The 21,730-nt window shown below is 65.1% G+C and carries 17 protein-coding genes; 10 read left to right on the plus strand and 7 right to left on the minus strand.

The window, feature by feature from the left end:
- Nucleotides 1-11 precede the first annotated feature (11 nt).
- The 9 genes from RAD15_RS38985 (at nt 12) to RAD15_RS39025 (ending at nt 8,695) form a co-directional block, all read left to right on the plus strand.
- Nucleotides 12-2,198 carry a molybdopterin cofactor-binding domain-containing protein gene (locus RAD15_RS38985; RefSeq protein ID WP_458184009.1) on the plus strand — a complete coding sequence of 729 codons (2,187 nt, stop codon included), beginning with the start codon at nt 12-14 and terminating at the stop codon, nt 2,196-2,198.
- A 55-nt stretch (nt 2,199-2,253) separates the two neighbouring features.
- A complete protein-coding gene (locus RAD15_RS38990) occupies nt 2,254-3,525 on the plus strand; it encodes an FCSD flavin-binding domain-containing protein (protein WP_458184010.1) in 1,272 nt (423 codons plus the stop codon).
- The gene (gene soxX / locus RAD15_RS38995; RefSeq protein WP_458184011.1) at nt 3,518-3,970 is read left to right on the plus strand and encodes a sulfur oxidation c-type cytochrome SoxX; all 453 of its coding nucleotides are present in this window, start codon (nt 3,518-3,520) and stop codon (nt 3,968-3,970) included. Before RAD15_RS38990 ends, soxX begins: the two co-directional genes overlap by 8 nt.
- 3 nt (nt 3,971-3,973) lie before the next feature.
- Nucleotides 3,974-4,441, plus strand: coding sequence for a SoxY-related AACIE arm protein (locus RAD15_RS39000; RefSeq protein WP_458184012.1), 468 nt, complete (start codon nt 3,974-3,976; stop codon nt 4,439-4,441).
- Complete coding sequence (gene soxZ, locus RAD15_RS39005; RefSeq protein ID WP_458184013.1) at nt 4,441-4,758, plus strand: thiosulfate oxidation carrier complex protein SoxZ; 318 nt, start codon at nt 4,441-4,443, stop codon at nt 4,756-4,758. The genes RAD15_RS39000 and soxZ overlap by 1 nt, the downstream gene beginning before the upstream one ends.
- Nucleotides 4,755-5,534 carry a sulfur oxidation c-type cytochrome SoxA gene (soxA, locus tag RAD15_RS39010; protein ID WP_458184014.1) on the plus strand — a complete coding sequence of 260 codons (780 nt, stop codon included), beginning with the start codon at nt 4,755-4,757 and terminating at the stop codon, nt 5,532-5,534. The genes soxZ and soxA overlap by 4 nt, the downstream gene beginning before the upstream one ends.
- 79 nt (nt 5,535-5,613) lie before the next feature.
- Nucleotides 5,614-6,939, plus strand: a complete 1,326-nt coding sequence (locus tag RAD15_RS39015) for an ABC transporter substrate-binding protein (RefSeq protein WP_458184015.1) — start codon at nt 5,614-5,616, stop codon at nt 6,937-6,939.
- Complete coding sequence (locus tag RAD15_RS39020; RefSeq protein ID WP_458184016.1) at nt 6,936-7,874, plus strand: carbohydrate ABC transporter permease; 939 nt, start codon at nt 6,936-6,938, stop codon at nt 7,872-7,874. The genes RAD15_RS39015 and RAD15_RS39020 overlap by 4 nt, the downstream gene beginning before the upstream one ends.
- Nucleotides 7,871-8,695 carry a carbohydrate ABC transporter permease gene (locus tag RAD15_RS39025; protein ID WP_458184017.1) on the plus strand — a complete coding sequence of 275 codons (825 nt, stop codon included), beginning with the start codon at nt 7,871-7,873 and terminating at the stop codon, nt 8,693-8,695. Before RAD15_RS39020 ends, RAD15_RS39025 begins: the two co-directional genes overlap by 4 nt.
- Nucleotides 8,696-8,725: 30 nt before the next feature.
- Here the strand turns inward: RAD15_RS39025 and RAD15_RS39030 are convergent, their stop codons facing one another.
- The 5 genes from RAD15_RS39030 to RAD15_RS39050 form a co-directional block, all read right to left on the minus strand.
- The gene (locus RAD15_RS39030; protein ID WP_458184018.1) at nt 8,726-9,913 is read right to left on the minus strand and encodes a 6-phosphofructokinase; all 1,188 of its coding nucleotides are present in this window, start codon (nt 9,911-9,913) and stop codon (nt 8,726-8,728) included.
- A 50-nt stretch (nt 9,914-9,963) separates the two neighbouring features.
- Entirely contained in the window at nt 9,964-11,235 is a 1,272-nt protein-coding gene (locus tag RAD15_RS39035; RefSeq protein WP_458184019.1) for a fructose 1,6-bisphosphatase, read from the minus strand.
- Between the two features lie 130 nt (nt 11,236-11,365).
- A complete protein-coding gene (locus RAD15_RS39040; protein WP_458184020.1) occupies nt 11,366-13,033 on the minus strand; it encodes a regulator in 1,668 nt (555 codons plus the stop codon).
- Between the two features lie 10 nt (nt 13,034-13,043).
- Nucleotides 13,044-13,742 (minus strand): cysteine hydrolase family protein, encoded by a 699-nt coding sequence (locus RAD15_RS39045; RefSeq protein WP_458184021.1) that lies wholly within the window; start codon nt 13,740-13,742, stop codon nt 13,044-13,046.
- A 203-nt stretch (nt 13,743-13,945) separates the two neighbouring features.
- A complete protein-coding gene (locus tag RAD15_RS39050) occupies nt 13,946-14,914 on the minus strand; it encodes a hypothetical protein (protein ID WP_458184022.1) in 969 nt (322 codons plus the stop codon).
- 176 nt (nt 14,915-15,090) lie between these two features.
- Here RAD15_RS39050 and RAD15_RS39055 point away from each other — a divergent pair, with 176 nt between their 5' ends.
- The gene (locus RAD15_RS39055; RefSeq protein ID WP_458184023.1) at nt 15,091-18,567 is read left to right on the plus strand and encodes an indolepyruvate ferredoxin oxidoreductase family protein; all 3,477 of its coding nucleotides are present in this window, start codon (nt 15,091-15,093) and stop codon (nt 18,565-18,567) included.
- Nucleotides 18,568-18,709: 142 nt separating this feature from the next.
- On the opposite strand, the gene RAD15_RS39060 is transcribed toward RAD15_RS39055, so the two are convergent.
- Together RAD15_RS39060 and RAD15_RS39065 are read right to left on the minus strand one after the other, a co-directional pair.
- Complete coding sequence (locus RAD15_RS39060; RefSeq protein WP_458184024.1) at nt 18,710-20,434, minus strand: FAD-dependent oxidoreductase; 1,725 nt, start codon at nt 20,432-20,434, stop codon at nt 18,710-18,712.
- A 59-nt stretch (nt 20,435-20,493) separates the two neighbouring features.
- Entirely contained in the window at nt 20,494-21,513 is a 1,020-nt protein-coding gene (locus RAD15_RS39065; protein ID WP_458184025.1) for a S1C family serine protease, read from the minus strand.
- Nucleotides 21,514-21,730: the final 217 nt, after the last annotated feature.

Below are 21,730 nucleotides of genomic sequence, written 5' to 3' on the forward strand. Positions count from 1 at the left end.
GGAGCCGCCACATGAACAAGCACGTCTCTCCCAAGATGAACCGTCGTGCCTTCGTCATCGGCACCGCCGCTGTCGGCGCTGGCCTTGCAATCGGCCTCGACATCCCCTTCGGCGGTCCCGCCGTGGTGCGCGCGGCCGACGGCTCGCCCGAGATCGGCGCATGGGTCGTGGTCCGGCCCGACGACACCGTGGTGATTCGCATCGCCCGTTCCGAGATGGGCCAGGGCTCGCTGACAGGCCTCGCCCAGCTCGTCGCCGAGGAGCTCGAATGCGACTGGACCAAGGTCACGACCGAATATCCGACCCCCGGCCAGAGCGTCGCCCGCAAGCGCGTCTGGGGCGACTTCTCGACCGGCGGCAGCCGCGGCATCCGCTCCTCGCAAGACTATGTCCGCAAGGGTGGCGCCACCGCGCGCGTGATGCTGATCCAGGCCGCCGCTGACGCGTGGAAAGTGCCGGCCTCCGAATGCACGGCCGCGAACAGCCTCATCACCCATACGCCGTCGGGCAAGACCACGACCTACGGCAAGGTCGCCGAGGCCGCGGCCAAGCTGACGCCGCCCGCCGATGTCAAGCTGAAGGACCCGAAGGACTGGAAGCTGATCGGCAAGGGCGTCAAGCGGCTCGACACCGCCGACAAGACCACCGGCGCCATGATCTACGGCGTCGACGTCAAGCTGCCGGGCATGCTGAACGCCGCGATCAAGGACTGCCCGGTGTTCGGCGGCAAGCTGAAGAGCTATGACGAGGCCAAGGTCACCGGCATGAAAGGCGTCAAGAAGGTGGTCAAGGTCGGCGATACCGCGGTCGCGGTCGTGGCCGACACCTGGTGGCACGCCAAGACCGCGCTGGAAGCGTTGCCGATCGTCTGGGACGAAGGCGACAACGCCAAGGTCTCCAGCGAGTCGATTGCGAAGTGGCTGGCGGAAGGCCTCGACAACGATCAGCCGGCCTATGTCGGCAACAAGAACGGCGACGCCAAGTCGGCGATTGCAGGTGCCGCCAAGAAGGTCGAAGCCGTCTACAGCTATCCCTACCAGAACCACGCCACGATGGAGCCGATGAACGCCACCGCGTTCTACACCGCGGATAAATGCGAGGTCTGGTGCGGCACGCAGAACGGCGAGGCCGCTTTCGCAGCTGTGCTGGAGGCATCAGGCCTGCCGGCCGAGAAGTGCGACGTGCACAAGGTGATGCCCGGCGGCGGCTTCGGCCGGCGCGGCCAGACCGACTATGTCCGCCAGGCCGTCATGGTCGCCAAGGAGATGCCGGGCACGCCGGTCAAGCTGTTGTGGTCGCGTGAAGAGGACATGGCGCACGGTCGGTATCACCCGATCACCCAGTGCAAGATGACCGGCGCATTCGATGCCAACAACAACCTGGTCGCGCTGCACTACCGCCTGTCCGGGCAGTCGATCCTGTTCTCGCTCCGCCCCGAAGCCTTGCAGAACGGCATGGATCCGGCCGCCTTCCAGGGCGTCGCCCAATCCGGCGAGGCAGCGTTCGGATACTCGGTGCCGAATCTCCTGGTCGAGCACGCGATGCGCAACCCGCACGTTCCGCCCGGCTTCTGGCGCGGCGTCAACGTCAATCACAACGCGATCTACATGGAATGCTTCATGGACGAGCTGGCCCAGGCCGCAGGCCAGGACCCGCTCGAATTCCGTCGCAAGCTGATGGGCAATCATCCCAAGCATCTGGCGGTGCTCAATGCCGTTGCCGAGAAGATCGGCTGGACCACGCCGGCGCCGCAGGGCGTCTATCGCGGCATCGCGCAGGTCATGGGCTATGGCAGCTACGTCGCCGGCGCCGCCGAAATCTCGGTGACCGACGGCAACAAGATCAAGGTGCACCGCATCGTCGCCTCCACCGATCCCGGCTACGTCGTCAACCCGGCGCAGGTCGAGCGGCAGATCGCGGGGTCCTTCGTCTATGGCCTCTCGGCGCTGTTCTACGGTGGCTGCACCGTCAAGGACGGCAAGATCGAGCAGACCAACTTCGACACCTACAACTCGATGCGCATCAACGAGATGCCGAAGGTGGAATCGGTGATGGTGCCGAGCGGCGGGTTCTGGGGCGGCGTCGGCGAGCCGACCATCGGCGTCGCGGCGCCGGCGGTGCTCAACGCCTATTTTGCGGCGACGGGCAAGCGTATCCGCTCGGTGCCGCTGCGCGACCAGAACATCACCTTCGCTTGAGAACGAGCCGCGGCGGCCACGACAGCCGCCGCGGCCCACTTTCCGGACAAGACTCATGAATGCGCCGGTGACACGGCGGAATGCCGTCCTCGGCATCACCGTCGCGGCCACATCGCTCGCCGTCCCTTCGATCCTGCGCGCGCAATCGGCGGGCCGCATCGTCGTGGTCGGCGGCGGCTTTGGCGGCGCGGCCTGCGCCCGCGCGCTCAACCGCGCGCAAGGGGCGTTGCAAGTCATCCTGATCGAGCCCAATGCGGTCTTCACCTCCTGCCCCTTCAGCAACGAGGTGATCGCGGGCCTGCGCGACATCGGCGCGCAGCAGTTCGGCTATGACAAGCTTGCCGCCGAGGGCGTCACCGTGATCGGCCAGACCGTGACCACGATCGAGCCGCAGCAGCGCAGCGTCATGACTGCAGATGGCGTCGCGCTGCCCTACGACCGCCTCGTGCTCTCGCCGGGCATCGACTTCCACTTCGAAGCCCTGCCCGGCTACGACGCCGGCGCATCGGAGAAAATGCCGCACGCCTGGAAGGCCGGCGCGCAGACGCTTTTGCTGCGCAGGCAATTGGAGGCGATGGCGGACGGCGGCACGGTCGCCATTGCAATCCCCGCCAATCCCTCGCGCTGCCCGCCGGCACCTTACGAGCGCGCCAGCCTGATCGCGCATTACCTGAAGACGAACAAGCCGCGCTCGAAAGTGCTGGTGCTCGATGCCAAGGACAATTTTTCGCAGCAGCGGCTGTTCGAGAGGGCCTGGAAGGAGCTCTACGGCGACATGATCGAGCGGATTGGTCTGTCGCAGGGCGGCCGCGTGACGTCGGTCGATCCTGCGACCATGACCATCGTCACCGAGTTCGGTAACTACACCCCTGACGTCGCCAACATCATCCCGCCGCAGCGCGCCGGGCGTATTGCCGAGATCGCCGGCGCAGCGGATGCGACCGGCTGGTGCCCGATCGATCCTGTGACGTTCGAATCGAAGCTCGTCAGGAATATCCACGTCATCGGCGACGCCTGCCTCGGCGGTGGCATTCCCAAGTCGGCCTCGGCTGCAGGCGCGCAAGGCAAGGCTTGCGCCAGCGCGATCGTCAGCCTGCTTGCGGGCAAGACGCCAGAGGCGCCAAGGCTGACCGGCGTCTGCTACAACACCGTCGCACCCGGCTATGGCTTCTCGCTCGCCGGCAATTACCAGCCCAGAGGCGACATCTTTGCCGAAGTCGAGGGCGGCGCGACGAGCCCCGTCGATGCACCGCGCGAGCTGCGCGCCCGCGAAGCGGCCGATGCGGAACGCTGGTTTCAAACCATCACGGCGGACACCTTTGGCTAGAGCATCCGTCCATATCGCAGCACTGATCGCCGCCAGCCTCGCCTTCGCCTGCGATGCGCGCACAGAAGAGCTCGCGCCCTACAAGATCGTCGACGACGGCATTCCACAATCCCTCACCGGCTCATCCGGCGATGCCGCGCGCGGGCGCGCGCTGGTGCTGGCGCGCACGACGACCTGCATCCTCTGCCATTCCGGGCCGTTCCCGGAAACGCGGTTCCAGGGTGATCTCGCGCCTGATCTCGCGGGCGCCGGGAACCGGTGGTCGACAAGCCAGTTGCGGCTTCGGCTGGTCGACGCATCGCGCTTCAACGCGGAGACCATCATGCCGTCCTATTATCGCAACGACGGACTCGTCCGCGTCGGGCGCAATTTCGCCGGCAAGCCGATCTTGTCGGCCGCGGAGATCGAGGACATCGTGGCCTTTCTTGCAACGCTTCGGGACTAGTTCATGCCAACCACACGACGACAATTCCTGAGCCTTGCAGGCGGCGTCACCGCCGCCGGAACGGTCTCGATCATCACGCTGCGGCCGCTCGAGGCAACGCCGGCGATGCTCACCACCGCGATCCGCAATGTCGTCGGCGAAGCACCAATTCGCACCGGCAAGGTGAAGCTCGACATTCCGCCGCTGGTCGAGAACGGCAACACCGTGCCGATGACGGTGAGCGTGGCGAGCCCGATGACGGCGGCCGACCACGTCAAGAGCATCCACGTCTTCAACGAGAAGAACCCGCAGCCGAATATCGGCAATTTCTACCTCACCCCCTCCTCCGGCCGTGCACAGGTCTCGACCCGGATCCGGCTCGCCGACACCCAGAAGGTGGTGGCGATCGCGCGCCTCTCCGACGACACGTTCTGGCAGGCCACGACCGAGATCGTCGTGACGCTGGCCGCCTGCACCGAGGAGATGAACTGATGGCCGCGCTCATCAATGTCCCGCCCAAGGCAAAGCGTGGCGACGTCATCGAGATCCGCACGCTGACCTCGCACATCATGGAGACCGGATTCCGCCACACCGCGGCCGGCGAACTGGTGCCGCGCGACATCATCACCAGCTTCACCTGCCGCTACAACGGCGCCGAGATCTTCCGCGCCGACCTGTTTCCCGCGATTGCAGCCAATCCTTACCTGTCGTTCTTCACGGTCGCCAAAGAGAGCGGCAAGCTCGAGTTCGAATGGGTCGGCGACAACGGCTACGCCACCACCGCCTCGGCATCGATCACCGTCGAATGATGGCCTGGCGCGCGATAGCGGTGGCCACGCTGTTCGCCGCGGCCCCTGCCCTGCTCGCCGGTGAAATCCCGCCCGATGCGCGCCGCTCCGGTTATGCCTTCATGGGCCCGGACACGCGCGCGATGCAGGACGACGACACCTCCAATCCGGGCATGCTGTTCGTGCTCGACGGCGAGGCGCTGTGGGGACGGAAGACCGGCAGTGCGGAGAAAAGCTGCGCCGACTGTCATGGCGATGCACGCAGCAGCATGAAAGGCGTCGCGGCGCGTTATCCCGCCTTCGACAAGGTGCAGGGCCACCCCGTCACGCTCGACCAGCGCATCAACCTCTGCCGCGCCAATCGCCAGCAGGCAGCGCCGCTGCCTTACGAGAGCCGCGACCTCCTGGCGCTGTCGGCCTTCGTCGCCCATCAATCGCGCGGCGTCGCGATCACGGCCGGCGATGATCCGCAAGTAAAACCCTTCGTCGAACAGGGCCGCAACCTCTTCATGCAGCGCGAGGGCCAGCTCAACCTCGCCTGCACCAACTGCCATGACGACAATTTCGACAAGCGCCTGGCGGGCGCGCCGATCACGCAAGCGCAGCCGACCGGCTATCCACTCTACCGCCTGGAGTGGCAGACATTGGGGTCGATCGAGCGCCGGTTGCGCAGTTGCATGGCCGGCGTCCGCGCCCAGGCCTATGATTACGGCTCGCCCGAGCTGGTCGCGCTCGAGCTCTACCTGATGTCACGGGCGCGCGGCCTGCCGATGGAGACGCCGGCCGTGCGTCCCTGATCGTAGATTAGGGCTAGGCAGGCGTGGCACGGTCGCTAGTATCCTTCCCAAAGAAAATGAATCAGAGGGAGGGACTAAATTGGCCAACCACAACATCTCGCGCCGCACGCTGTTGACGGGTACTGCCGCGGCCGGCGCGCTCAGCCTGACCGGGTTGCCGGCGCGCGCCGAGGTCAACTGGAAGAAATATGCCGGGACCAAGCTGGAGGTGATCCTCGCCAAGGGCCCGCGCGGCGACAACCTGCAAAAGAACATCAAGGAGTTCACCGAGCTCACCGGCATCCAGGTCGAGTCCGAGCAGATCCCCGAGCAGCAGCAGCGCCAGAAGGTGGTGATCGAGCTCACCTCGGGCCGGCCGAGCTTCGACGTGGTCCATCTCAGCTATCACGTGCAGAAGCGGCAGTTCGAGAAAGCCGGCTGGCTCGCGGACATGACGCCGTTCATGAAGGATCCGACGCTCACCGCGCCCGATCTCGTCGAGAGCGATTTCTCGGCCGCCGGCCTCCAATACGCCAAGAACGACAAGGGCCAGATGCTGTCGCTGCCCTGGTCGGTCGACTATTTCATCCTCTATTACAACAAGGAGCTGTTCCAGAAGAAGGGCGTCGCCGTGCCCAAGACCCTGGACGAGATGGTCGCAGCCGCCGAAAAGCTCACCGACACCAAGGAAGGCACCTACGGCTTCGTCGGACGCGGCCTGCGCAACGCCAACATGACGTTGTGGACCAACTTCTTCCTCAACTATGGCGGCGAATTCCTCGATGCCAAGGGAAACATTCTCACCGACGGTCCGGAAGCGGTCGCGGCGACAAAACTCTACCAGACGCTGCTGACCAAGGTCGCCCCGCCCGGCGTCGCCGGCTTCAACTGGATGGAGTCGATGGCCTCGTTCACGCAAGGACGTTCGGCGATGTGGATCGACGGCGTCGGCTGGGCGCCGCCGCTGGAGGATCCCGCCGCCTCGCGCGTCGTCGGCAAGGTCGGCTACACCGTCGTGCCGGCCGGACCGAAGGGGCAATATTCGGCCACCTATGGCGACGGCATCGGCATTGCCGCGGCGAGCAAGAACAAGGAAGCCGCCTATCTGCTCTGCCAGTGGGTGGTCTCGAAGAAGCAGGGCGCGCGGCTGTTGCAGGCCGGCGGCGGCGTGCCGTTCCGCAACTCGATCCTCGGCGATGCCGAGGTTCAGAGCGGCGTGAAGATGCCGAAGGAATGGCTGCAATCGGTGATCGACTCTGCCAAGATCAGCAAGCTCGGCCTGCCCGTGATCATCCCGGTCGCCGAATTCCGCGACCTTGTCGGCGCCGCCGTCACCTCGACACTCGCAGGCACCGACCCCGCGACCGAGTTGAAGAAGGCCCACGACCAGTTTCGGCCGATCCTGGAGCGCAGCGAAAAAGCGTGAGTGCGTTGACACAATCGACTCCGGCCGCGGCACGATCCGATGCCGCCCCGAAGAAGGAGCTGCGGCCGCCGTCCTACTGGCCGTTCGTGGTGCCGGCGCTGGTCGTCGTGCTCGCGATCATCATCTTCCCGTGGGTCTTCACCATCTGGATGAGCCTGAACGAATGGAAGGTCGGCTCGCCGACCACCTTCGTCGGCTTTTCCAACTATCTGCGGCTGACGAGCGATCCCCGCTTTCTCGAGGCGGTCGGCCACACGCTGGTCTACACCGTGCTGTCGGTGGCGCTGCCGCTGATCCTCGGCACGCTCTCAGCCGTGGTGTTTCACCAGAACTTCCCCGGCCGCGGCTTCCTGCGCGGTGTCTTCATCATGCCGATGATGGCGACGCCGGTGGCGATCGCACTGGTCTGGACCATGATGTTCCACCCGCAGCTCGGCGTGCTGAATTATTTGCTGTCGCTGGTCGGGATCCCCGCGCAGCTCTGGGTCTTCCACCCTGCGACCGTGATTCCATCGCTGGTGCTGGTCGAGACCTGGCAATGGACGCCACTGGTCATGCTGATCGTGCTCGGCGGCCTCGCCGCGATCCCGACGGAGCCCTATGAGAGCGCGCAGATCGACGGCGCCAGTTTCTGGCAGGTGTTTCGTTTCATCACGCTGCCGCTGATCATGCCGTTCCTGTTCATCGCCGGCATGATCCGCATGATCGACGCGGTGAAGAGCTTCGACATCATCTTCGCGATCACGCAGGGCGGACCGGGCTCGGCCTCGGAGACGATCAATATCTATCTCTACAGCGTCGCCTTCACCTATTACGATCTCGGCTACGGCTCGGCGATTGCGGTGGTGTTCTTCCTGCTAATCGTCCTGCTCGCGGCGGTGATGCTTTACGCCCGCCAGCGCATGCTGTGGACCGAGATCGCGAGGGGCGCATGAACCCGCGTCAGATCATCGGCCAGATCGGCCTGTGGCTTTCGGTGCTCGTCATCGTCTCGCCGGCAATCCTGTTCTTCCTCTGGATGGCGTCGCTGTCGCTCAAGTTCGAGGTCGACAACGCCGCCTACCCGCCGGTGTTCATCCCGGAGCATATCGCCTGGAAGAACTATGTCGACGTGCTCGCCTCCAACCGCTTCCTGACCTATTTCGTCAACAGCCTGATCGTCACAGGCAGCGCGACCGCGCTGGCACTGATCGTCGGTGTTCCCGCCGGCTACGGCATCGCGCGGATGGCTGCGCACAAATCCGCGATCGTGATCCTGATCGCGCGCATCACGCCCGGCCTGTCCTATTTGATCCCGCTGTTCCTGCTGTTCCAGTGGCTGGGACTGCTCGGCACGCTGGTGCCGCAGATCATCATCCACCTCGTGGTGACCGTGCCGATCGTGATCTGGATCATGATCGGTTATTTCGAGACGACGCCGATGGAGCTGGAGGAAGCCGCCCTGATCGACGGTGCCACGCGCTGGCAGGTATTTCGCCACGTCGCGCTGCCGATCGCAAAGCCGGGCATCGCAGTCGCCTTCATCCTGGCCGTGATCTTCTCCTGGAACAATTTTGTGTTCGGCATCGTGCTGGCGGGACGAGAGACGCGCACCCTGCCCGTCGCGGTCTACAACATGATCTCGTTCGATCAGCTGAGCTGGGGGCCGCTGGCAGCCGCCGCGCTGATCGTCACCTTCCCGGTGCTGCTGCTGACGGTGCTGGCGCAGCGGCAGATCGTGGCCGGGCTGACGGCGGGGGCGGTGAAGGGCGGATAATCACCCGCCCTCGATCCCACATCTTGCTCCCTACGACGCGCGGTTGAGAAAGATCGGAAGACCGCACTTGTTGAAGTAGTTGGGACGGTAGCGCTCTGTGTTGTAGGTGCTGGCGACGTCCAATTTGCGGGGCCCGAGGCTGACGTCAGGGATGGGCACGAGGTCGTAGCGACCTTCCACCAGCGCCGACATGAGGCCGGTCTTGCCTTCCAGGACGGCATCGAACGCCATGTTACCGAAGGTCAAGGCGACAAGCTTGTCGATGAAGTCCGGATCGCCCGACCGCAGGTCGTAGGTGAGGTCAGAGGTCATCGTCTGCTCGCCGGCTCGCCGCTTTATCTCATCGGCAAGCGCTTCGGCCACATTAGCCTTCTTGCGATGACCGTAGGGGTCGGGCTCGCCATATTCCTGCGGCTTGTAGCCTTCCCATTCGGCGCCCTCGCTGAGCACGATCAGCGCGTAATTGCTTGGGTTTGCGCGCTTGTCCTCGATAAGCAACTCGATCAGCTTGTCGAGATTGATCTTGTACTCCGGGATGACACACCGTATCGAGGTCGCGTACGCGGTGTAGAGCGCGGTAAATCCGGCATCGCGGCCAAAGACGCGAAAAATGCCAATTCGCTCGTGGGAACCGACCGTGGTGCGCTGCCGCTGGATAGCATCGCTGGCACGGGTGATCGCAGTTGAGAAGCCGATGCAGTACTCGGTGTTGCGAACGTCGTTGTCCATCGTCTTCGGGATGGCGATGATCTTGACACCGAGGTCGTTGAGCTTGGCCGCATAACTGAGCGTGTCGTCGCCGCCGATAGCGATCAGATGTTCGATGCCGAGCCCCGAGAGGTTCGCCAGCACCTGGGCGGTGAGGTCCCACGTCTTGGTCGCGATGCCGCCCTTGGTACTCACGGAAGCTGGAAGGTCGCTGCCGACGAGATGATCGGGCAGCTCTTGCATTTTTGACGGATTGGTGCGGCTCGTGTGCAGCACTGTGCCGCCGCGCCGATCGATCGTGCGCGTGTTTTCACGATTCAGCGGCATGAGGTAGCGGGATCTGCTGGCCGCATCCTCGAGGTTCAGGTGCGTTAGAGCCTCCCAACCCCGGCGGAGACCGACAACCTCGATGTCGTTCTCGCTGCCGCGATAAGTCACGCTCTTGATGACCGCGTTGAGGCCTGAGACGTCGCCGCCGCCCGTGAGAATGCCGATACGTTTTCTCGCCAAGTCGACCTCCCAGCGTTAGCACGTCGCCATCATGCACGGCGTAGCGTTCCTCACTCGGCGGCTTCCGGCTTGCGCTCCTCGCGCAGCCGAAAACGCTTCATCAGTGTGGTCACGGTGTCACGGAAGCCGCCATACTCCAGCTCGGAATAGGGCAGCATCGCGGCGCCGGACCAGCCTTGGCTGCGCATCTCGATTGCCTTGCTCTGGGCGCGCCGACGGACTTCGTCCCACGCCGGGTTGTCGAAGAAATCGGTATGCGACTCCGAGAAGCGGCCATCCTTGTCGATCGAAAAGCCGGTGCAGGAAACGATCGGCAGGCAGTACATGCCTGTCACCGCCGTGTTAAGCGGCACCGGCATGAGCGGCATGACGTGCGAGCCTCGCGCATCGCCGCCTACGAAATGCGCCTTGGCGAACGGCGAGACGATTTCTTCGGGCGCCGGGAAAATCCCCTGATTCCTGACGATCGCGACCGGGTCGTCCTTGCCGGTGTATTTGCCTGCGATCGCGTGAAGACGCTGCGCCGAAACAGCGACGACAACCTCGTCATATGTTCGAGAAACGATGCGATCGATCCCAAAGCGCTCATTGTCGCGGAGAAGCGCGGCAATGTGGTAGCCGTCCGCCGGCGCGTCGAGTTCGATGATGCTGTCGCCAGCCGTGTGGTCCATGTCTATGACATGGAAACGGAAACCCTTGATCATCGGGGGCAGCATCAGCCCGGCGCAATACATGGGATCGGCGAAGGCGAGGTAGAGCGGCAAGTTGTACGCGCCGGGGCCGCATTTGTCGGCGGCGAACACCATGAAGGACTCCGCAGGCCTCGAACCCGAGAGGCTGTGGTCGAAGCTGAGCTCCGCGACCGCCGGTCCGGCGCCGCGGATATTTCCGGACGGCGCGTCGACGAGAAGATCCTGGCCGGCGCCGTAGAGCCCGGAGGTTTTCGCGACCGACGTAGCCGCGAGAAACGTGTTCCATGCAAATTGATGGACCTCGGCGCTCCCTTCGCCCCTTGTGTGCGTCATGATGATCGCGATGTCGTCGCCGGTGTGGCAGACGAAACTGTCGATCAGAAGACCTTTGTCGACCGCCCGGGCGGCTTCGCCGATGACAGTCGCCATCATGAGGGAAGACGGTTGCGTATGTCCGCCGACCGAGCCGACGTCAGCCTTGATGACCGAAAGAGTGAGTCTCATGAGCATCCCTCCCAGCAGCACAGCCAAGCGCTCGGCCTCGGCACTTGCTGCGCCGGGGCAACGGCGCTGCTCATTCGCGCAAAAGAACGCCTGATGCCGCTTAAGGTTCCACAGACGCCGCGCCATCATTTGCTGCGGTGCACGAGCCTGGTACTGGATCCAAATCTGGCGTGCTTCGGGAGGGGGCCGGCCTGGCGCGAAACGAACGCGGTCGGACGGCGTGACGCCACCCGACCGCGTTCGATGCTTCGTCCTTCTACTCCGCCGGCGCGGCGTGCATCTCCGGATGCGCGGCGTAGGGCTCGCTGGCGCCGAGCCTGCTGGCTGCGAACAGGCCCGCCGCCATCACGGCATAGGCAAACGCCACTGCGGGCGTGACGCCGAAGCCGCCGCCGATGCCGACGGCTTCGCCGTGCATGAAGCCGAAATAGGTGAGCACGGCACCGACCAGAGCAAACGCCGAGGCCTTCTCGAAATCGCGCTCGATGATGAAGACACCGATCGCGCCGAGGACGAGACCGCCGAGGATAGAGCCACCGCCCATCACTTCCAGGCCGTGATAGAACACGCCCTGCTGCGGCAGCGCGGCGATCGCAGCCAGCTTGACCGCGTCAGCCTTGTCGGCCGCCATGCCGCCGACGGTTGCGGCCGCCGTCATGGTCGAGCCCAGCATCGTGTCGATCTGGAGCTTGGCCCAGGCCGCCAGATGCGGCGTCAGCGCCAACACGATCGCGGGCGCGTGCTTGACCGGCGTGGTCTGGAACGCCTGCGCGCCGATGAGCATGCCGATATAGAGCAGGATCGGCGAGATCGCGACCACAGGCACCAGCGCCAGCAGCACCGAGATGATGCCGAACCAGGCCAGCACCACCACCATGATGCCGGTCGCGGCCGAATAGCCGATGCGGCCGCCCATCGCCTTCCAGCCGGGATGGCCGATGTAGACGGCGTTGATGAAGGGATTGCCCATCAGGCAGCCGATCAGGCTGACGACGCCGTCGGCGGTCAGCACACGCGTGGTCGGATATTCGTCGCCGGCCGCTTCCGCGCTCTCGACATTGTCCATGGCCTCGACAAGGTCGTAGATGCCGAACGGAATGGCGGTGACCAGGATGATGCCGAGGAATTCGAAGCCGGAGAAGACGTAGCCCACGGCCGGGATCGGCACCGAGAAGCCGAAATTGGCGAAAGCAGCGCCGACGCCCGCGATGCTCAAGCCGCCGAGACCGAGCCCGAACAGGTTCGAGCCCCATGCGATGATCATGCCGGCCGCGATGGCGACGAGGCCCGCCGGAATGCCGCGCCAGTATTTCACCCCGCCGAACCAGCTCACCAGGATGATGGCGAAGCAGACCAGACCGATCTGCGGCGTCATGTACATTTCGAGCGCCGGACGCATTGAGATGAAGGTGACGGAGACGCCGGCGAGCGTGCCGAGCAGCGCCGCGCGCGGGGTGATTTTTCGAATGAAAGGCGCGATGAAGCCACCGATCATCAGGATGAAGCTCTGGAAGAACACCCAGACGAGGCCGGCCGACCAGCCCTTGAGCGGGTCGCCCGTCTTGAGCGTGATCGGCAGCATGATCACGAAGGTGACGATGAACATGTGCGGCACGCTGACGCCCGACGGCAGCGCGCAGACATCGTTGCGGCCGGTCTTCTGCGCGAGGCGATAGGCGAGGTACGCGTAGTAGAAGGTGGAGAGGCACATCATCAGCCCGAGTGCGGGCAGGATGCGGCCGAACACGAGACTGTCAGGCATCTTCAGGACGAAGCGCAACAGGCCCGTGAGCACCAGCATATTGACGAGGATGTTGGTGCCGAAGCCGAAAAACGCGTTCCAGTCGCCCGATGTCCAAAGCGCCGGTTTAAACTCGGACTTGTTCAAGTCAGATTTGCCGGCCGTCCCCGTCGATGTGCTCATGCGTATACCCCTATGTGGTCGAAACCTTCATTGCCTCCAGAACTGCGGCTGAGCTTGCGACCCAGCCGAAGATGCCGCCCTGGGCCTTGATCATCTTCAGGCCCATCTCGTGAAACTCGGGGAAGTAGGATGCGCAGCCGTCCGAGATGACGACGCAGCGATAGCCGCGGTCATTGGCCTCGCGCACGGTGGTGTTGACGCACACTTCGGTGGTGACGCCGCACACCAGAAGATTTTCGATGCCGTATTTCTCCAGCACGTCGGTGAGCTCGGTGGCGTAGAACGCGCCCTTGCCGGGCTTGTCGATCACGACCTCGCTGTCGAGCGGATAGAGTTCGGGGATGATGTCATGGCCGGCCTCGCCGCGAATGAGGATGCGCCCCATCGGACCGGGATCGCCGATGCGAAGGCTCGGCGCGCCGCGCTCGACCTTCGCCGGCGGCGCATCGGAGAGATCGGGCAGATGGCCCTCGCGGGTGTGGATCACCAGCATGCCGCTGTCGCGCGCAGCCTTCAGCACCGCGCCGATCGGCTTCACCGCGCGCGCGAGCTGGCTGACGTCGTTGCCGAGCGTCTCGCCGAAGCCGCCGGGCTCCATGAAATCGCGCTGCATGTCGATGATCACGAGCGCGGTGGCCGCCCAGTCGAGCTTGATCGGCTCGGGCTCGGCGCCGATGACGCCCAGTGTCGGCTTGCTTGAGTTCAACATGACGCCCACCCCTCGCGAGAACTCTCTTGCCAGGAGTTCTGCAAGCGGCGTGCCATTGTGTACAATTGCGATTGAAGGCGCAGTGCGGAGAAATTTGCTGCGCTATCAAAATGTTATCGGAAGAGCGCGCGTATGCTCATTCGCTGTGCGACGGCTTTGCGACGTGCATTTGCCCAAGGGATGAGCGACGGCGAAGCCTGGTTTTAGCGGGCAGTATCTCCATACAGCCGCCGATACTCCGCCTCATACGGCGCATAGGAATCCTTCAGCGTCGCCATGTTGAGCAGCATGGTCGCGACCAGCGTGCCCGCCTTGTCGAACACGCGCGTCTTGGCCCAGGCGCTCTCGGTGCGGCGGCTGCCAGAGAGCGCGACCACCTCGCGCTCGACCTCGTACGCCTCGTCGACGAAGAGCGGCCCCTTCACCAGGCGGATCTCCTGGTCGGCGAACAGGCCGACGGCCGGGCCCTTGGCCGGCAGCGGATCGTCCTTGGAGCGGTACTGGAACAGCACGCTCAGCATCTCCATCGGGATGATGGCCTTACCCCAAGGATTCAAAGAAGGGTTCTCGGCACCGGAATAATAAGGCGAGGTCTCGGTGATGACGGCGAGCTTCTGCCGCAGCGAGAATGGATAAAGGTCGCCCATGATCTGGTCGAACGCCATCCGCACCGTCTGCCTCCTGCCCGTCTGCGCCACCTTCACATCGCGCAGGATCACGGGATCGGCCAGCGGCTTGAGCTCGCCAAGGCGCGCCTCCAGCGCGGTCGGGGCTAACGTATCTCCGACGGACGCCGTGCCGCGCAGCACCTCGGTGCCGTCGCGCTTCACCATCTGGATCTGGCACTGGCTCGTGCCGGGGAGAGGCCTCGACAGGATCGCCTGCACCTCCTCACCCTCATAGCAGACACTGCGATAATGCGCGGAGATACACCCGGTCTCGAACCAGGCGCGTCCCCATAGAAGCGCACCGAGCGGTGCGAACTGGCTGAAATGCGTCGGGCCCTCGATGGTGCCGCCCTTGAAGCCGAGCTTTTGCGCGGTGGCGTCGTCGTGAATGGAGGCGTGCGCGTCGTAGGTTTGCGCTTGCAGCATCTGGCGCGGCTGGCGCCACGGCCCGATCAGGGCCTCGGGCGTGTCGGTGATCTCGGTGTCGAATGCGTTTGCAGCCATGATGTTCTCCGCGGGCAAGCCATGACTAGCAGGAGCGCCACGGATGCGGCCAGCGATATTGACTTCACCGGCCCATGCTCTTGACTGTCACAATTCGCGTCGCGCAGCCGCAAATCTCTCCCGCAGCGCAAACCCCACGCCGAACTAGAACCGAATAAGAAACGAGGACTTCCGAAATGACGCTGATGCAGGTCGAGCTGGACGACAAATACCGGCTCGAATCGAAGCGGATCTTCCTGTCCGGTACGCAGGCCCTGGTTCGATTGCCCATGTTGCAGCGCGAACGCGACCGGCTCCAGGGACTCAACACCGGCGGTTTCATCTCGGGCTATCGCGGTTCCCCGCTCGGCATGTACGACCACGCGCTGTGGCGCGCGAAGGCACATCTCCAGCAGCATGACATCGCCTTCGTCCCCGGCCTCAACGAGGACCTGGCGGCGACCGCCGTCTGGGGTAGCCAGCAGGTCGGCCTGTTCCCGGGCGCCAAGGTCGATGGCGTGTTCGGCATCTGGTACGGCAAGGGGCCCGGCGTCGACCGCTCGGTCGATGCGCTCAAACATGCCAATGCCGCCGGCACCGCGCTCAATGGCGGCGTGCTGGCGCTCGCCGGCGACGACCATGGCTGCCAGTCCTCGACGCTGGCGCATCAGAGCGAGCAGGTGTTCGCCGCAGCGCTGATCCCCGTGATCAATCCGGCAACGCTGCAGGACTATCTCGATCTCGGCCTCTACGGATTTGCGCTGTCGCGCTTCTCCGGCTGCTGGGTCGGCTTCAAGGCGATCAGCGAGACGGTCGAGAGCTCGGCGTCGATCGATAGCGATCCTGAACGCATCAAGATCGTGCTGCCCAACGATTTCGAGATGCCGCCCGGCGGCCTCAACATCCGCTGGCCCGATCCGCCGCTGGACGCCGAGCGGCGCCTGTTCGGGCCGAAGATGGCGGCGGTGCAGGCCTTTGCCCGCGCCAACCAGCTCGACCGCATCGTGCTCGACTCAAAGCCGGCCCGGCTCGGCATCGTCGCAACCGGCAAGGCCTATCTCGATCTGCGTCAGGCGCTGGCCGACTTAGGGATTACAGACAAGGACGCGCAGGATCTCGGCCTTCGCATCTACAAGGTCGCACTGACCTGGCCGCTGGAGGAAAGCGGCGCGAAGCGTTTCGCCGAAGACCTTCAGGACGTGCTGGTCGTCGAGGAGAAGCGCGGCTTCATCGAAGACCAGCTGATGCGCATCCTCTACAACATCGATGCGTCCAGGCGCCCTACCGTCACCGGCAAGCGCGACGAAAGTGGCGCGCCGCTGCTGCCGAGCGAGGGCGAGCTGACGCCGACCATCGTTGCGGGCGCGCTGGTGGCGCGCTTGCGCAAGCTCGGCCATCACAGCCCGGTGCTGGAGCAGCGCCTTGCCCGGCTGGAGGCCTTCGACAACCCTGTCACCGCCAGCACCCAGATCAAGCTCGCGCGCACGCCGTTCTTCTGCTCGGGCTGTCCGCACAACACCTCGACCCGCGTGCCGGAGGGAAGCCGTGCCATGGCCGGCATCGGCTGTCACGGCATGGCCCTGAGCATGCCGACCCGCCGCACCGATCTGATCTCGCACATGGGTGCCGAGGGCGTGAACTGGATCGGTCAGTCGCCCTTCACCACCGAGACGCATATCTTCCAGAATCTCGGCGACGGCACCTACACGCACTCCGGCCTGCTGGCGTTGCGTGCCGCCTCCGCGGCCGGCATCAACATCACCTACAAGATCCTCTACAACGACGCCGTCGCGATGACCGGCGGCCAGCCGGCCGAGGGTGCCTTCAACGTCGCGCAGATCGCGCATCAGGTCTGGGCCGAGGGCGTCAAGCGGCTTGCGATCGTTTCGGACGATCCCAGCAAATATCCTGAAGGCAACTACTTCCCGCAGGGCGCGACCATCCATCATCGCCGCGCGCTAGATACCGTCCAGCGCGAGCTGCGCGACATCAAGGGCCTCACGGTCGTGATCTACGACCAGACCTGCGCCGCCGAAAAGCGCCGCCGCCGCAAGCGTGGCCTTTACCCCGATCCGGCAAAACGCGCCTTCATCAACGAGCTCGTCTGCGAAGGCTGCGGAGATTGCTCGCAAGCCTCCAACTGCGTCTCGGTGCAACCCCTCGAGACCGAGTTCGGCCGCAAGCGCCAGATCGACCAGTCGAACTGCAACAAGGACTTTTCCTGCGTCGAGGGCTTTTGCCCGAGCTTTGTCACCGTGCATGGCGGCTCGATGAAGCGCATGAAGACCTCCGCGGTCGATTCCGGCCAGCTGTTCGCCGATCTGCCGCTGCCGCCCGCGCGTGAGCTGGAAGGCCCCTACAACATTCTCGTCACCGGCATCGGCGGCACCGGCGTCATCACCATCGGCGCGCTGCTCGGCATGGCCGCCCATGTCGACGGCCGCGGCTGCTCGGCGCTCGATTTCACCGGCCTGTCGCAGAAGAACGGCGCGGTGATGAGCCATGTGCGCATCGCACCGAAGCCGGAGGACATCTCCGCCGTCCGGATCACCACCGGCGGCGCCGACGTCATCCTCGGCTGCGACATGATCGTCTCGGCCGGCCCGACCGCGCTCAGCCGCGCCGAGCGCGGCGTGACGAAAGCCTATATCAACGCCGATTTGCAGCCGACCGCTAGCTTCGTGCAAAATCCCGATATCGATTTCGAGATGGGCACGATGCAGACCGTGCTGCGCGACGCCGTCGGCGACAAGAACCTCGACATCATCGACGCCACCGGTATCGCAGCGGCGCTGATGGGAGACTCCATCGCGACCAATCCCTTCATGCTCGGTTTCGCCTTCCAGAAGGGCTCCATCCCGCTCTCGCTGGAAGCCCTGCTCCGCGCCATTGAGATCAACGGCGCCGCGATCGAGATGAACAAGCTCGCCTTCACCTGGGGCCGCCTCGCCGCCCACGACATGTCGCGGGTGCGCAGCGTGCTGCAGTTCAAGAGCCGGGCGTCTGCCCCGACGAAATCGCTCGACGACATCATCGCGACGCGCGCGGAATTCCTGACTAGCTATCAGGACAAGGCTTACGCCGACCGCTATCTCGCGACGGTCGCCAAGGTGCGCAAGGCGGAAACGGCCGTCTCCCCCGTGTCAACCGAACTGACCGAGGCCGTCGCGAAGAACCTCTTCAAGCTGATGTCCTACAAGGACGAATACGAGGTCGCGCGGCTCTACACCGACGGCAGCTTTGCCAAGAAGGTGTCCGAAAAGTTCGACGGCGACTTCACGCTGAAATACCATTTGGCACCGCCGATCTTCGCGAAGCGCGACAAGACCACCGGACGTCTCCAGAAGCAGGAGTTCGGCGGCTGGATGATCCACGCCTTCCACGTGCTGGCCAAGCTGAAGTTCTTGCGCGGCGGCGCATTCGACCCGTTCGGCCGCACCGAGGAGCGGCGGACCGAGCGGAAGCTGATCGAGGATTATCTTGGCATGATCGATCAGCGGATCGCCGGGCTGAAGGCGGAGCAACTCCCGCTGCTGGCGCGGCTCGCCCGTGTGCCGGAGAGCATCCGCGGTTTCGGACACGTCAAGGAAGCCAATATCAAGCTGGCGGCGGCGGAGACCGCACGGCTGGAAGCGGAGCTGGAGAACAGCCGCTTTGCCGCGGCGGCGGAGTAGCGGCCGCATTGTCGCCAAGCACGCAGCTGTCATCGCCCGCCTGCGCGGGCGATCCAGTACGCCGCGGCGATTGTTGTTAATCTCGCTGCCTCTGGAATCCTGGATGCCCCGCCTTCGCGGGGCAAGACAGCGGTGGGGATCGCTAGTCTGAAGCCGCCGCCATACCTGCAGCGACCATCGCCCCCTCCGCCAAATGCCGCCCCGCGATGTATCCGAACGTCAGCGTCGGGCCGAGCGTAATCCCCGGCCCCGGACAATTGCCGTTCATGATCGAGCCCATATCGTTGCCGCAGGCATAGAGGCCCGCGATCGGCGTGCCGTCCTCGCGCAGCACGCGGGCCTGGGCATCGACCTTCGTGCCGATGGCCGTGCCGAGATCAGCCGGGTAGATGCGCATCGCGCAGAACGGTGCGCGGAGAATCGGCGCAACGCAGGGATTGGGCTTGTGGCTGATATCACCGAGGTGGCGCTGATAGATGGTGCTGCCGCGGCCGAACTCGGGATCGCGGCCTTCCTTGGCACCAGCGTTGTAGGCCGCAAGCGTCGCCGTGAGCACGGAGGGCTTGATGCCGATCTTCGCCGCCAGTTGCGCGACATCAGGAGCTTCGAGCAGCTCGCCGCTCGCCACATAGCGCCGCACGCCGCCCGTGAACGGCTTGATGCGGCCAAGGCCGTAAGCCCACAGGAACGCGCGGTCGCAGATCAGGTAGAATGGCCGGTCCGGCTCACCATTGCCATCGCGCAGCATGGCGCGCACGAACTCGTGGTACGGGAGCGCCTCATTGACGAAACGCCGGCCGGCCGCGTTCACCGCGATCACGCCGGGCTTGGCGCGGTCGCTCACCATATGCGGGAACACGCCACGGCTGCCATCGGCGCGGCGGAACAGCGAGGCCGGCACCCAATAGGCCGGGCTCGTCGCCTCCGTGTTGAGCGCGGCGCCGGTTGCGGAAGCAAACCGAAGCCCGTCGCCCGTACCTGACGTGTGGGTCGCCGAGACAAAGCCGGCAGCAGCCGGGAAGAAACGCTTGCGTAAGACGGCATCGTGCGAAAAGCCGCCGGTCGCCAGCACCACGCCGCGGCGCGCGGCGATCAGGCGGTCGCGCGAGCCATGACGGATGACCACGCCGGCGACGCGATCGCCCTGCATGGACAAATCTTCGACGTCCGCGCTGAAGAGGATCTCGACCCGCCGGGCCAGCAACGAGGCATACAGCCGCGCAGCGAGCGCGTTGCCGAGATGCAGCGTCGTGCCGCGCGGGCCGCGCAGCCTCTGCCAGGCGTACTCGCAGACCAGCCGCCCCGCGCGCAAGGTCGAGCGCAGCGATTTTCCGACCCGGCGCAGATGCGGAATGTCGAGGCGGTCGACCATCATCCCGCCGAACAGCGTGAACTCCGGCAGCGGAGCCCGCAATCGCGCGAAAGCCCCGCCGAGCTGCGTGCCGTCGAACGCGGCCGGCTCCAGCACACGCCCGCCTGATGTCGCGCCCAGCCGTTCCGGATAGTAGTCCGGATAGGCCTTCACGGGCTGGAGGCGCACCTCGGTATTGGCTTCGAGATAGGCGACCGCCTCCGGCCCTCGCGCGAGGAAAGCGGCGCGCAGGCCGGCATTGGCGGGCTCGGGCACCGTGCTCGACAGATATTGGACTGCATCCGTGATGCTGTCGGAGAGCCCCGCCTCTTTCATCTTGGCATTGGCGGGGATCCAGACCATGCCGCCGGACCACGCCGTGGTGCCGCCGACGAAGGCGGTCTTCTCGATCACCAGCACGCGCAAGCCTTCGGCAGCGGCCACCGCCGCAGCCGTCATGCCACCGGCGCCCGCGCCGATGACAATGACGTCGTAGGTCTCATGTGCCGGCATCATGCGGCAAGCTTCCAGAGGCGAGGCATGACACCGTCATACCCCGCCCAGGGCGCGGAACGCTAGCGCTGCGGCTTCCGCTCGATCGGATCGATATTGATCGCCCGCAGGCGGCCGAGCCGCAGCACGTCCATGGCGAGCCGCCGGCCGATCCGGTCGCGATCCAGCACGCGGATCAGATCGTCGACGCCGTTGATCTCGGCGCCATCCAGCCTGATCACGACGTCGCCGGGCAACAGGCCCGCCTTCGCCGCCGGCCCGTCGGGCTCGATCTGCGCGAGCAACGCGCCCATCTTGTTCTCGACGCCGGCCAGCACCGCGTGACGTCGCGGGACCGGTGCGGTCTGCCCTGCAACGCCGATATAGGCGCGGCGGACATAGCCGTGGCGGATGATCTCCGACAGCACGAACTGCGCGGTGTTGCTGGCGACCGCGAAGCAGATGCCTTGCGCGCCGTTGATGATGGCGGTGTTGATGCCGATCACCTCGGCATTCGACGACACCAGCGGCCCGCCGGAATTGCCGGGATTGAGCGCGGCATCGGTCTGGATCACGTCCTCGATGGTGCGCCCGCTTACCGAGCGGATCGAGCGCCCCAGCGCGGAGACCACCCCGGCAGTTACCGTCGATTCGAAGCCGAGCGGATTGCCGATCGCGATCACGAGCTGACCGCGCTTGAGGGTCTTGGAGTTGCCGAGCGCGGCATAGGGCAAGTCGCGCACGCCGTTGGCGCGCAGCAGCGCAAGGTCGGTGTCGGGATCGACGCCGAGCACCCGGGCGTCGCCGACATGACCCTCGACGTCGCGCAGCCGGATCTCCTTCGACGTGCCGACCACATGGCTGTTGGTGAGCACGAGGCCATCAGGCGAGATCACGATACCGGAACCGAGCCCGCCGCGCTCGCGGCCGTTCGGCACCTTCGGCCCGGTCTCGACGCGCACGACCGCAGGACCGACCCGGTCGGTCACGTCGATCACGGCATTCGAATAGGCGTCCAGCAGCGCCCGGTCATCGACCGGCGCAGCCGCTTCCGTTCGCGATGACGGGGCGTCATCGGCGATATCTGATGTGAAATCCAGCATGGTAGGAGTCCTTGAGGCTCACACAGATGGTGGCCTGTTCCCGCCGACGCAAGGTGCCTGCCTCGGGCGCAGGGCTGGACTGCCCAAGTGGCTAGGACCGATCGACATTCATTGCATCCAGATCATTGCGGCTGCGAGATGGATGAAGCCGGTAAAGTTGGCGGTTCGCCTGTCATAGCGGGTTGCCAAGCGTCGGAAGTGTTTGAGCTGGCAGAAG

Source organism: Bradyrhizobium sp. 14AA, from assembly GCF_054185205.1.